This is a genomic window from Ectothiorhodospira lacustris, assembly GCF_022227785.1.
Taxonomy (GTDB): domain Bacteria; phylum Pseudomonadota; class Gammaproteobacteria; order Ectothiorhodospirales; family Ectothiorhodospiraceae; genus Ectothiorhodospira; species Ectothiorhodospira lacustris.
Window position 1 is genome coordinate 1 of the sequence record NZ_JAJNQM010000088.1, and the last position, 12327, is coordinate 12327.

At 63.2% G+C, this 12327-nt stretch carries 11 protein-coding genes; 5 read left to right on the forward strand and 6 right to left on the reverse strand.

All coding sequences use genetic code 11. From position 1 onward, the window contains the following. The first annotated feature begins 853 nt into the window (after positions 1-853). On the forward strand, positions 854-2341 hold the full coding sequence (locus tag LQ952_RS13675) for a phytoene desaturase family protein (protein WP_238623184.1): 1488 nt from the start codon (positions 854-856) through the stop codon (positions 2339-2341). Then, positions 2338-2976, forward strand: a complete 639-nt coding sequence (gene pdxH, locus LQ952_RS13680; protein ID WP_238623185.1) for a pyridoxamine 5'-phosphate oxidase — start codon at positions 2338-2340, stop codon at positions 2974-2976. Before LQ952_RS13675 ends, pdxH begins: the two co-directional genes overlap by 4 nt. A gap of 3 nt (positions 2977-2979) precedes the next feature. Here the strand turns inward: pdxH and LQ952_RS13685 are convergent, their stop codons facing one another. From LQ952_RS13685 to LQ952_RS13695, 3 genes are read right to left on the reverse strand one after another with little or no spacing between them, the layout of a single operon-like run. Beyond that, positions 2980-4332, reverse strand: coding sequence for a vWA domain-containing protein (locus LQ952_RS13685; RefSeq protein WP_238623186.1), 1353 nt, complete (start codon positions 4330-4332; stop codon positions 2980-2982). Continuing rightward, on the reverse strand, positions 4329-5423 hold the full coding sequence (locus tag LQ952_RS13690; RefSeq protein ID WP_238623187.1) for an AAA family ATPase: 1095 nt from the start codon (positions 5421-5423) through the stop codon (positions 4329-4331). Before LQ952_RS13690 ends, LQ952_RS13685 begins: the two co-directional genes overlap by 4 nt. 22 nt (positions 5424-5445) lie before the next feature. After that, on the reverse strand, positions 5446-6525 hold the full coding sequence (locus LQ952_RS13695) for a hypothetical protein (protein WP_238623188.1): 1080 nt from the start codon (positions 6523-6525) through the stop codon (positions 5446-5448). Positions 6526-6924: 399 nt separating this feature from the next. Here LQ952_RS13695 and LQ952_RS13700 point away from each other — a divergent pair, with 399 nt between their 5' ends. Continuing rightward, on the forward strand, positions 6925-8085 hold the full coding sequence (locus LQ952_RS13700) for a DUF5610 domain-containing protein (protein WP_238623189.1): 1161 nt from the start codon (positions 6925-6927) through the stop codon (positions 8083-8085). Between the two features lie 342 nt (positions 8086-8427). Here the strand turns inward: LQ952_RS13700 and LQ952_RS13705 are convergent, their stop codons facing one another. The 3 genes from LQ952_RS13705 to trpB all read right to left on the reverse strand — a co-directional run bounded on the left by LQ952_RS13705 (position 8428) and on the right by trpB (position 10571). Then, positions 8428-8847 carry a hypothetical protein gene (locus LQ952_RS13705; protein WP_238623190.1) on the reverse strand — a complete coding sequence of 140 codons (420 nt, stop codon included), beginning with the start codon at positions 8845-8847 and terminating at the stop codon, positions 8428-8430. Positions 8848-8999: 152 nt separating this feature from the next. Next, positions 9000-9221 carry a hypothetical protein gene (locus tag LQ952_RS13710; protein WP_238623191.1) on the reverse strand — a complete coding sequence of 74 codons (222 nt, stop codon included), beginning with the start codon at positions 9219-9221 and terminating at the stop codon, positions 9000-9002. A gap of 120 nt (positions 9222-9341) precedes the next feature. Then, positions 9342-10571 (reverse strand): tryptophan synthase subunit beta, encoded by a 1230-nt coding sequence (gene trpB, locus LQ952_RS13715; RefSeq protein WP_238623192.1) that lies wholly within the window; start codon positions 10569-10571, stop codon positions 9342-9344. 217 nt (positions 10572-10788) lie between these two features. Between trpB and zapE the strand changes: the two genes are divergently transcribed. Next, positions 10789-11883 (forward strand): cell division protein ZapE, encoded by a 1095-nt coding sequence (gene zapE / locus LQ952_RS13720; protein WP_238623193.1) that lies wholly within the window; start codon positions 10789-10791, stop codon positions 11881-11883. Positions 11884-12043: 160 nt separating this feature from the next. Further along, a partial coding sequence (locus LQ952_RS13725; RefSeq protein WP_238623194.1) for a nuclease-related domain-containing protein occupies positions 12044-12327 on the forward strand: 284 nt, incomplete at its 3' end.

Here is a 12327-nt window from a genome sequence, read left to right on the forward strand (position 1 = left end):
ATTCCGTATTCCTGCCCCAACAGCAGATTAGACAGAATCGGCATTTCCCAGGAAAGACAGATTCCGTATAGCACATCCCCTCCCCCCCAGGAACAAAGCACGCATTTTCTGGCACCGCTTCGGTAAATAACTGATTCAAAATTAAATCAAATCCGAACCAGTACCCTGACACCAGATCAGGCTGATTCCATGCTCCCAGACGGCCAGTGCTATACAGACTCCGTATAAGCCAACTTACACAGAATGGAACACGACTTTCGAAGGGCAATACTGGCGAGTTTCGGTCAAGCGCGAAGAGGAGGTGCGGCGCATGCTTGGCGAACTTGGGGGCGTTGCATAGATGATCGCCGCTCTGCTCTATGGGAGCGGCATGAGGCTGGTGGAATGCCCACACCCCCGCGTGTCGGATGAGGAATCCGGCCGGAGATTGTGTGTGGTGCGATGCAGCGGCCCTACCCCATTCAGGCCGCACAGGTTCCCTGTACTCCATGACCTTTCCAATGCATGGTCCTGGAGTCAAGATTATCTCATTTTGTGACGCACTTCATGTTTCAGGTCAGGTTTTCCGTGCTGATCGCCAGGGTCCCCACCGTCAGGCGGTGTGTCATCACCGACCTGCACACCGGTAACGTTGATCTGCTTGGGCGCGATGCCGAGGCAACTGTAATGCGTAAGCGGTATCTGCGCCCATCGTGTGATTTGTGACCCATTTCCTGTTTCAGCTCCAACTTGCCGTCCGGTTCGGCAGGGATGCCGGCCGTTTCCCGATTTTGCGTTTTTTGGGCGCCCCACTCCCCCGTTTTCTTGTATCGTGTGGCCTTTCTTCCCATCGACCAGAGATCCAGATAACCCCATGACGAACAAGAAGAAGATCACCATCATCGGTGCCGGCTTTTCCGGCATGGCGGCGGCGGCCACCCTGGCCCGGGAAGGGATGGACGTGACCGTGATCGAACGCCATGACATCCCCGGCGGACGGGGGCGGCAGTTCTCGGCGCAAGGGTTCACCTTCGACATGGGACCCAGCTGGTACTGGATGCCCGATGTGATCGATGACTTCTTCGCCCGCTTCGACCGTCGGGTATCGGACTATTTCGAGCTCAAACGGCTGGACCCGTCCTATCGGATCTATTTCGGCAAGGAGGATTACGTGGAGATCCCCGCCAGCATGGAAGAAGCAGAAGCCCTGTTCGAGAGCATCGAACCCGGCGCCGGGGCGCAGCTGCGGGCCTTCATGAAGGAGGCCGAGGTGAAGTACACCGTGGGCATCGGCGAGTTCGCCAACAAGCCCTGTCTGTCCATCATGGAGTTCGCCCAGCTGCGGCTGCTCAAGTATCTGTTTTCCATGCACCTGCTGCGCTCCTTCCGCAGCCACATCAGCCGCTACTTCAAGAGCCCCCGCATCCAGCGCATGCTGGAGTTCCCCATCCTGTTCCTGGGGGGGACGGGCCGCACCACCCCGGCCCTGTACAGCATGATGAACTACGGTGATATCAAGCTGGGCACCTGGTATCCCATGGGGGGCATGCACCAGCTGGCCCGGGCCATGCACCGGCTGGCGGAGGAACAGGGGGTGACGTTCCACTTCAGTACCGAGGCCACCCGCATCGACACCCGGGACGGCAAGGCGGTGGCGGTGGAGACGAACCAGGGGCGGTTCGAGGCGGATTTCGTCATCGCCTCCGGCGACTATCACCACATGGAACAGGTCCTGCTGCCCCGGGAGGCCCGCACCTACGACCAGGCCTACTGGGACAAGCGAGTCATGTCCCCCTCATCCCTGATCTTCTACATGGGGGTGAACAGGAAGCTGGAGGGACTGTTGCACCACACCTTGCTGTTCGATGCGGATTTTGAGGCCCATGCGGCGCAAATCTATGAAGATCCTCAGTGGCCCACGGAACCCTCCCTGTACATCAATGTCACTTCCCAGACCGACCCTTCCGTGGCACCGGAAGGCCAGGAAAACCTCATGGTCCTGATCCCGGTGGCCCCGGGGCTGGAGGATACCCCGGCCGTGCGCGATCGGTACTACACCCTCGTCATGGACCGTATAGAGGCCATCACCGGCCAGTCCATCCGCGAGCATGTGGTGTATTGCCGCAGTTATGCCCACAATGACTTCACCGAGGATTATCATGCCTTCAAGGGGAACGCCTACGGCCTGGCCAATACCCTGATGCAGACCGCCTTCCTCAAGCCCCGCATGCAGAGCCGCAAGCTGGACAATCTGTACTTTGCCGGCCAGCTCACCGTGCCGGGACCGGGGGTGCCCCCCACCATTCTGTCCGGGACCATCGCCGCCGGCGAGATCCTGGGCCGTTGCCGGAGCCAGTCATGACCGAGATCGACCACCGACAGACCCGTCGTGACTACAGCCGGGGCAGCCTGCGCCGGGCGGACCTGGCCGCCGATCCGTTCGCGCAACTGGGCCGCTGGCTGGCGGATGCGGCGGACCAGCCCGATGCCACCGCCATGGCCCTGGCCACGGTGAATGACCACGGCCAGCCTTCGCAACGCATGGTCCTGCTCAAGCATCTGGATACCCGAGGGCTGTGCTGGTATTCCGATACCCGCAGTCAGAAGGGGCGGGAGCTGGCCCACAATCCCCGCGGCTGTCTGCTGTTCTACTGGGCGCCGCTGGAGAGGCAGATCCGGGTGGAGGGGATCGTGGAGCGGTTGCCCGTGGCGGAGGCGGAGGACTATTTCCATAGCCGTCCGCTGGGTAGCCGGCTGGCGGCGGCGGCCTCGCACCAGAGTGCCCCCATCACCAACCGGGATGAACTGGAGGCCCGGCTCAAGGCGGTGCAGGAACGCCATCCGGACGGGGACGTGCCCAGGCCGGAGAGCTGGATCGGTTTCCGGCTGGTGCCGGAGGCCTTCGAGTTCTGGCAGGGCCGGGATAACCGGCTCCATGACCGGTTCCGCTACCACCGGGATGAGGCGGGCTGGGGGCTGACCCGGCTGATGCCGTAAGCCTCAGTCGGCCAGCACCAGCCGGGTGCCGAAGGGGGGCTCGGCGTCCTGAAAGGCCGCCGAGACCACCCACAACACGGGCCAGCCGGGCCGAAACTCGGCCGGCCCCTGCAGGTCCGTGAGCACCACGCCCATGTCCGGTCGATAGCGGTCCGCAGCCTGCAGCAAGGGGGTGAAGTCCGTGCCCCCGCCCCCTTCGAAGACGATGTCCCGCAGGTTGGATACCCCCGGCTCCAGCTCTTCCACCGCCCGCACCCGGGTATCGCCGATGACCACCACCAGGCGGGATTCCGTGCGCCGGGTGATGGCCTCGATCTCGGTGGCGAAACGGCCCAGCAAGGCCTCGTCGATGGAGCCGGACACGTCCACCACCAGCACCAGACGGGGCACCGAGGCGGCGGTGACCATGCCCGGTTCCCAGGGCATGCGTCGCCCTCCCGGTGCCCGCCCTCGATTGGCCAAGTAGGACCGGGAGGGCCGGGACCAGGACACTTCCGGTCGGCGGGCCAGTCCCCGGCTGACCCGGGTGCGCAGCACCTGTTCCCAGGGCACCTTCACCCGGGGCAGATCGGCGATGAGGCCCCGCAGCATGGAAAAGTCCCCGTCCCCGGCGTGGGCCCGGGTGATGCGCTGCGCCCATTCCCGGCTCTGCTCTGCCACAGTTTCCGGTTTGAGGGCATCCTCATCGGAGGGCAGCAGGTCCCTGAGGATATCCGCCCCCAGCTGACGGGCACGGGCCGCCCGGGGGCCGTCTTCCATGGCCTGGGCCTGACCGCCCTGCCCTTCCCGGGCAGGGCCCGAGCCGCCGTCACCCTCCCGGGATGACTGACTGGATTGCCGGGAAGACGAATCACTACTGGGCCGGCGGTCGTCGATCTGGCGATAGAGGCGTTCCACGTCCCATTCCAGCAAGGATTTTTCCTCGCTTTGCTGGATCTGCAGCACGTCGTCCAGCAGGCTGGACAGGGTGACGGAGCCCTTGGGCAGCGCCATCCAGGTGAGGTGCCCAAGGCTGCTGTTGACGATGGCGTCGGCGCAGATGTTGAAGAGGGCCGGATCCACGCTGCCCCTCAGACGGGCGATGGCCTGCATACGCTGGGGGTGGCGCAGGGCCACGTGCAGCACCTGGTGGGCCACCAGGCCCACCTGCTGGGGATGAGGCAGTCGTTCGAAGGCGGGGCCGTAGAAGATGGTGTGGCCGTCGTTGGCGACGGTCAGGGCCTCCCGCCCGTCCGGCAGGTCACGGTGCTGCACCCACAGGGCCAGGCCGCCCGTGGACGGGGCGAATTCCACCAGGGTCTGGATGGCGCGGGTGCCCCGGTGGGTGGGGCCGGTGGTGAAGGTGGGGGTGTTCATTCCCCACGCTGTTCCATGTAGCGCCCGTAGACCGGGCTGCCCAGCACGGCATTCTCCAGCCCCAGGGACAGGGCCCGGTGCATGAGCAGTTCCATGGTGAGGGTCTGGGCTTCGCGGATGGGCAGGGGCACGTCGCCGCGGATGTCCGGATACTGCTCCACGATCTCCAGGGCCCGGGCCATGCCGTGCTCCCCGGTCACCGCCGCCAAAAGGCCATAGATCATGCCGTACAGGCCGTCCAGGGTGCGGGGCAGCAGGGCCGCCGTCTCCTTGCCGGGGGCGGCTTCGAGCAGACGGGTGACGTCCACCCCGGCCTGGATCTCCCGCAACACACCGAAGAATTCCGCCGCGTTGGCGGCGCCGATGCGCCCCTGAACGAACAGGCGCTTGGCACTGTCGGACATGCCCGACTTGAGCACGTTGGAGATATCCTCCCAGCCCCGAGGGCTGGCGCCGATCAGGTAGTCGTTGGCCAGCTGGGTCTGGGTGTCGTCCAATTTGTCGGCACGCACCTTGAGGTAGGCCATGACCTCGGGGGCGAATCCCCGCGCCAGGGCATGTTCCAGAAAGGCGTCGATCACCGTCTGCACGTTGAAATGGAACATGCGGTCCGCCAGGGCCGTGCCCATGTCGTGGCTCACGGCGCCGTGGAAACGGGCATTGCCGGCCGCCACCACCATCCAGCCTTCGGGAAGGTGGTAGTGGCCGACGCGGCGGTCCAGGATCAGGGAATAAGCGGAGATCTGCAGGCGCTGGTCCGCGGCAGTCAGTTCGTCCAGGAACAGGATTCCTTCCGGGGTGTCGGCCTCGGGCAGGAATTCCGGTGGGAACCAGACGGTGCGGGACTGCTGTTCATCGGCGTAGATGGCGCCGCGAATGTCCACCGGTTCGATGGTGGTCAGACGCAGGTCCACCAAGGGAACGTCGTAGTGCCTCGCCAGCTGAGCGACGATGGAGGATTTCCCCACCCCCCGGGTCCCCCACAGCATGGAGGCCCGGCGCCGTAGCACTGGATCGGCATATTGCTCGATCAGGGCCTGCTTGGCGGCGGCAATGGATACTGCGGGGATGTTCATGGGGTTGCCTTGCATGCTTTAAATCCATCCTCTTGGTTCAAGAATCGGTGTCACGGACCCAGGCCGACAGATCCAGGGGTTTGGGCAGAGGTGGGATCTCCAGCACTGGAACTTCCCGCGACCAGCTCCAGAAGACCGCCAGCAACAGAACCGGCGGGATGCCGGTGGTCCACAGGGGCAAGGGCTCTTCGCGACCCAGGCCCAGCAGGTAAAGCACCGGTACCAGAGCCAGGATGCCCAACACCCCCTGGACCGGGAGGCTGCGGCGAAAGACCACCTGCCAGCGCCGACGCAGGAAGTGAGCATGAAAGTCCTCAGGGGGGTGGGAGAAGACCGCCACCAGATGGGAAATGGTCCGGGCAAACTTGCTTTCGGCATCCTCAGAACGCTCCGGCTCTCGATGGGCCAGTTTGATCGTGGACTTCCATCCGCTGTCCGTCGCCTGCAAGGCCCGCCAGGCGCGGCCGCGCACGGCCAACAGGTCGGCGGGCAAAGCCACCTCCCCTGCAGACGGCTTTTCCAGCACCAGCTTGGCCGGCAGACCTTCCACCTGGCGGGCGTCCAGACACAGGCGGCGACCGGCCACCACGGCCTCGCCGCCCGCAAACCGCATGGGCCAGATCTCACCGCCCTGCAGCCGACGCCGAACCACCCGGCGGACGCGATAGTCCAGAGCCGCCAGTACCCCGTCCACCCGCATGAACTGCTGCGCCGGCGCCACCTTGGTGAGTTGCCGGTAGACCCCTTCCACCGTAGGTCCTTCCACCTCAAGCCTGGCCTTGAGTCCCGAGGGATGGGCCAGGGTACGGACCAGGCGGAACTGGTCGGCCTTCGGGTTTTCCAGGGTGAGGGTTTCCGTCAGGGTCAGGCCGGCCAGACCCACCGACTCATGCTCGACGGGCTGAAAGACCAGGGTTCGTGCCTGCCGGTCCGTGGCCGCCAGGTCCACCCGGCGGCCGTCCCGTGAAAAGGGCGCCACCAGTTTGAGGATTTCGTGATGGGTCAGCGGGATCACCGTCCCTCCTGGGGTCTTTTCCGGGTTTTGCTCCGGTGGTGGATTGACGCCCATCATCCAGCGCACCGTGGCGCCGAGGGGCATGGCTTTTCTGACTGCCATAATATGAAATGTTTCCCCATGAATTTGCCGAAGGGCGAGATGAGAAGGCCCCAGCCTGCACCGTCACTCCCGGTCGCCCTTGCCGTCACTCCCGATCGCCCTTGCCGTCACTCCCGCGAAAGCGGGAGCCCAGGGGATCCTGCACGTCAATGGATTCCCGCTTGCGCGGGAATGACGTATTCAGAATACCCCTTGAAGCCCCCCCCTCCTTGCCGTCACTCCCGATCGCCCTTGCCGTCACTCCCGCGAAAGCGGGAGCCCAGGGGGTCCTGCACGTCAATGGATTCCCGCTTGCACGGGAATGGCTTATTCAGAATATCTCCAATCTCATTCAAAAGCCTAAAGTCATTCAAGAGACTGCCGATACAAGCAGCATACCCATCATTCCCGGAGTTCACCGTGGTCAAGATCAACACACCCGTCACGGTCCTTCCCAGCACCCCCGACTTCAAGACCAGAAACCAGGGGATGTCCCAAGCTGGTGGCCGTACCGACAACGACAGCACTCGCGCGCTCTCGAACCTCCAGAACCGCATCCTGGAGGCCCTGGCCAAGCATACGCCCGGTCTGAACGCCGCCGGTTTCAAGCAGCTAAAGGCAGAGGATTACACCCCGGAAAAGGTCTCGGACCGGATCATCCAGTTCGTGGAAATGGGCCTGGCCAATGCACGCGCCCGCGGGGCTTCCGAAGAACAGCTGCAGTCCATGTACGACAGCGCCATGAAAGGTGTGGAACGGGGTTTCAAGGAAGCTCGCGAGATCCTGGAAGGCCTCAACCTGCTCAATGGCCGTATCGCCGAACAGGTGGATGAGACGGAGCGGCTCACCTTAGAAGGTCTGACGGCCCTGGCACCCAATGGTCAGGGACAGTCCCTGTCGTCCCTGACCAATCTGTCGGTGATGCAGCGTTACAGCCGCGCCGAGAGCCTGGAACTAACCCTGACCACCCGCGAAGGCGACAAGGTGACCGTCCAGTTCCAGAGTGCCACGGACATCCAGGCACGCGGCGGGATGAGCCGCGACGGTGACCAGTCCATGCAGTGGCTGGATGTGAGCCGAGCCGAGCAGAGCGGCTACCGGTTCTCGGTTCAAGGTGATCTCAATGCCCAGGAGCTGGAGGCCATCGAGAACCTGGTGCGGGACGTGAGTGGCCTGGCCAATGAGTTCTTCAACGGAGATGTGCAAAAAGCCTTCGAGATGGTCCCTGATCTGCGCTTTGACAGCAGCCAATTGGCTTCCATGGATCTGAGCATGACCCGGGTGGAGCAGTATTCCGCCACGGCGCGATATCAGCAGACCCAGCAGATCGAGGAAGGCGAGCGTGCCCGGCCCGGCCTGCGTCTTGGACAGCTCATGCGGGAGATGCAGGAGCAGTTCAACCGTTCCGTGCTGGCGTTCCTGGATCGTCCGCAGGAAGAGGCGGGGCGGATCATGTCCGCGCTGGTGCAGCAGGATGTGCGGTTCCTTGAGGCCGGTGAGTCGCAGCAGGCCCGTTTCAGAGAGAATCTGGAGCGTCTGCTGGGCGCCCTACCCCGGCAGGAAGTTGATGGAGACGTTTGATTACCAAACCGGCAATTAAACAAGCATGATCATTTTCAACTTTAAACGATTGAAATCAATAGCTTGAGATTTTAAGTCAAAGACTTTTGATTGCCGGGTTAATAGTATGTCATTCCCGCGTAGGCGGGAATCCAGTGTGTGCAAAAACCCCTGGGCTCCCGCTTTCGCGGGAGTGACCGATCTCGGCACGGGCGCATATTGAGGCCGAGGCCTGGGCTCCCGCCTTCGCGGGAGTGACGGCAAGGGAAGCGGGAGTGACGGCAAGAGAAGCGGGAGTGAGGGGAAGGGGAAGCGGGAGTGAAGGCGGCAACTTGGGAGTGGCGCCAGAGGCCGCCGGGGACTTCATGGCCGCCGGCTGCGCCCCAGGCCGGACAGCGGATCCACGTCCCGCCACCCCATGAACAGCAGGGTGAACAGTCCGCCATGGAAGAACAGCGACGCCGCCCCCAGATGCGACAACTGCCAGACCATGGCCGTGGCCCCGGCCATGGCCGTCACCGCCAGGGTGTAACCCAGTAGGTAGCGGCGGTCCACGGGTCTCAAAAGACGCCAGCTCACGAGTGTCAGCGCGCCCAGGGTCAGCGCCGTTTTAAGGCCGGCAAATCCGCTCAGCAGGGCGGCCGTGTCGGCTTCGACGGCCTGCGACGCAGCCGGATCACGCAATGCCAGCACCAGCAGCACGGCCAGCAGGGCTCCGCCCCAAGGCAGCACCATGCGCCCATGGAGGGCTGCCTTGGGGTGTTCGGCGATGATGGATTTCATGGCCCTTCCTCATCAGCAAATGATGAGATTGGACCGCGGACACCGGGGAAAGTGGCATTTCCGGTCCGGGGGGCATCAGTAATCGTTTTATCTAACCCGACACTGGATTGGATGAGGCTTCGGTCACCCCATCGCGGCACTGAAGTGTACCGTCAGTGACCGCCGTCCCTGTCCTGGCCCGGCAGCGGCCGGCGGTGCAGGTCCTCGTAGTGACGGCCGGCGCAGTAGTCGATCTTCCAAAAATACAGCAGGTTGATCAGGCGTCGCAGCAGGCACCAGCGTCTGTCGCCTTCGGTACAGAGGCGATAGGCCTTGCCCGGTAGGGATTCCGGCAGGTCCTGGTGTGATGGGTCAACCTTCGGGGATTCCGTCATGGCTCGGGATCGTCCTGATGGACAAAGCGGTCAGGAGAGCAGGCTACTGCGTGGCTTTTTCAGGGTCAAGCAGCCGCTCCTGTACAGGAAATTGCCCCTGCACAGGAGCGACCCCTCCGGTCAGAGGCCCAGGCGCTCCGCAACAAAGTCTGCGTCCTTGTCACCGCGGCCGGACAGATTGATGAGGAAGCGGGTGCCGGGCTCGGCTTCCCGGGCGGCCTTCATCACCCAGGCCACCGCATGGGCGGATTCCAGAGCGGGAATGATCCCTTCCAGACGGGACAAGCTCATGAAAGCATCCAGACAGGCGTCGTCGTCCTGGGCATGGTACTCGGCGCGGCCGATATCCTTGAGATAGCTGTGCTCGGGACCGACAGAGGGGTAATCCAGGCCGGAGGCAATGGAATACACCGGCTGCGGCTCACCGGCCTCATCCTGCAGCATGTAGGAGTGGAAGCCATGCATGGTGCCCGGTGTGCCGTAGGTCAGGGTGGCGGCATGGTCGCCCAGTCCCAGACCGCGTCCACACGGCTCCACGCCCACCAGACGCACGGCCAGATCTTTCATGAAACCGGAGAACAGACCCATGGCGTTGGAACCCCCGCCCACGCAGGCCACCACATAGTCCGGCAGCTTGCCTTTGAGTGTCAGGAACTGTTCCCGGGCCTCGCGGCCGATGATGGACTGGAAGTCCCGCACCATCATGGGGAAGGGATGCGGACCCACCACGGAACCGATGGCGTAGAAGAAGTTCTCCGGGTCCTTCATGTATTCCTCGAAGGCGCTGTCCACGGCATCCTTGAGGGTGCGGGTGCCGGTCTCGACGCTGACCAGCTTGGCACCCAGGATCTTCATCTTGGTGACGTTGGGATGTTCCTTCTCGATGTCCACGGCCCCCATGTGGATCTCGCAGGGCAGCCCTACCAGGGCACAGGCGGTGGCCATGGCCACGCCGTGCTGGCCGGCACCGGTCTCGGCGAGGACCTTGGTCTTGCCCATGTGTTTGGCCAGCAGGGCCTCTCCCAGGGCATGGTTGATCTTGTGGGCACCAGTGTGGTTGAGATCTTCGCGCTTGAGGTAGATCTCGGCCTGGCCACCGCAATGGGCGCTCAGACGCTTGGCATGGTAGATGGGGCTGGGGCGACCGACATAGTAGGTGTAGAGCTCCGCCAACTCGTTCTGATAGGCCTCGGTCTGACGAATATCCAGGAAGGCCTGACAGATGTCATCCATGATGGCCTTGAGATGAGGAGGCACCGCTTGGCCACCGTAAGGACCAAAACAGCCATTAACATCGGGGGTGGACTGTTCAAGCAGGACTTTCAGGTCGGTTGCCGGGGCTTTGTTCATGGATCTCGACTCTCGTTTCAAAATCAGCGGTGGACTCAAACATCGATCAGGCTGTCAATAACCCGTAATGCTAACCGCCCTGCCCCAACCTGAACAGTGCCCGCGGCAATACCGGGTTTTAGCCCCATTACCTTGCTAATAAACAGGCATTTACTTATGGCAAATTCAAAACATGCTATGCTGCGCCGCTACATGACCGTCTGAATGAGCCTGCGCCATGCCGCAACATCGCCCATTGCTCGAAGATGACGTTCAGGACAAGGTCCTGGACGCGGCCCAGGAACAGGCCTGGCAGCACCTGCAGCGTATCCGTGATGACCTGCTCGCCGCCCCGCCCCGCCCCGCCCGCAGCCATGCCTTCACCCGCTGGCTCCGCCGCGCACCAACACCTGCCGAACCCGTCCGCGGCCTCTACCTCTGGGGCGACGTGGGTCGCGGCAAGACCTTTCTGGTGGACCGGTTCTTCGAGGCACTGCCCCTGGAAGACAAGCTGCGGCTGCATTTTCACCGCTTCATGCAGAGGGTCCATGCCGAACTCAAGACCCTCAAGGACCAGCCCGACCCCATCCGCATCGTCAGCCACCGGATGGCCACGGCGCGGGTGCTGTGCCTGGACGAGTTCTTCGTCTCCGACATCACCGATGCCGTGCTCCTGCACCGCCTGCTGGCGGGCCTGATGGAAAACGGGGTGACCCTGATCACCACCTCCAACATCCCGCCCCGGGCGCTGTACAAGGACGGCCTGCAGCGGGAACTGTTCCTGCCCGCCATCGACATCCTGCAACGTCATCTGGAGGTGGTACATCTGGATGGGGCCGTGGACTATCGGCTGCGCGCCCTGGAACAGGCGGAAATCTACCATGCCCCGCTGGATGACGAAGCCGGGGTCCGTCTCAACGAGGCCTTTCAGTCCCTGGCGCCGGAGCCCGGTACCCAAGGCGGTGCTCTGGCGGTGGAAGGACGACGGATCCCGGTGCAAAGACTGGCCGACGGGGTGGTCTGGTTCCACTTCAAGGATATCTGCGACGGCCCCCGCAGCCAGCTGGATTATGTGGAAATCGCCCGGGAATTCCATACCGTGCTGATCTCCGGGCTGCCGGTCATGGATGCGGCCATGGAAAATGCGGCACGGCGGTTCCTGGCCCTGGTGGACGAATTCTACGACCGCAAGGTCAAGCTGATCATCTCGGCCGAGGCCCGTCCCGAGCAGATCTACCAGGGACAGCGACTGCGGTTCGAATACCAGCGCTGTGTCAGCCGCCTGCTGGAGATGCAGTCACGGGCGTACCTGGCCAGTCCCCACCTACCCTGACGGGTGTCATTTGATCCCGGCGGGACAATAATTTAATGTCGCCGTATTATCCGGACTGAACGCAGGGATTCCCGCCGGTCCCGGGCGTGAATCCCTGACCATGGAATAACCGATCGACCGTCCAGCCGGGACTCATCCACAGCGGCCAAGGCGTTTCACCATGCTGATCAAGCACCCCGACGACCATTCCCATCATGCAGAAGCACTCCACGAACTGATGGAGTCCTATCCCGGGCAGTCGGCCGAGATTCATCGGGAGTTGCTGCGGCTGCAGTTGCGCGAATCCATCCACATGTTCGCGGAACTGCTGGAAATGCAGATGGATCCCCTCGACGAGACTGTGGTGCTCCTGCATGACCTGCGCCTTGAGCACGAAGGCCGTGTCGTGGAGATCGATCACCTGCTCATCAACCGCAACCTGCAGATCACCTTGGTGGACTCCGT

What these genes read in the sequence shown, in the direction of transcription:
- LQ952_RS13705 (WP_238623190.1), bottom strand. Translation starts at nt 8,847, where the DNA reads ATGAAATCCATCATCGCCGAACACCCCAAGGCAGCCCTCCATGGGCGC.
- LQ952_RS13710 (WP_238623191.1), bottom strand. Translation starts at nt 9,221, where the DNA reads ATGACGGAATCCCCGAAGGTTGACCCATCACACCAGGACCTGCCGGAA.
- LQ952_RS13685 (WP_238623186.1), bottom strand. Translation starts at nt 4,332, where the DNA reads ATGAACACCCCCACCTTCACCACCGGCCCCACCCACCGGGGCACCCGC.
- LQ952_RS13690 (WP_238623187.1), bottom strand. Translation starts at nt 5,423, where the DNA reads ATGCAAGGCAACCCCATGAACATCCCCGCAGTATCCATTGCCGCCGCC.
- pdxH (WP_238623185.1), top strand. Translation starts at nt 2,338, where the DNA reads ATGACCGAGATCGACCACCGACAGACCCGTCGTGACTACAGCCGGGGC.
- LQ952_RS13675 (WP_238623184.1), top strand. Translation starts at nt 854, where the DNA reads ATGACGAACAAGAAGAAGATCACCATCATCGGTGCCGGCTTTTCCGGC.
- LQ952_RS13695 (WP_238623188.1), bottom strand. Translation starts at nt 6,525, where the DNA reads ATGGCAGTCAGAAAAGCCATGCCCCTCGGCGCCACGGTGCGCTGGATG.
- zapE (WP_238623193.1), top strand. Translation starts at nt 10,789, where the DNA reads ATGCCGCAACATCGCCCATTGCTCGAAGATGACGTTCAGGACAAGGTC.
- trpB (WP_238623192.1), bottom strand. Translation starts at nt 10,571, where the DNA reads ATGAACAAAGCCCCGGCAACCGACCTGAAAGTCCTGCTTGAACAGTCC.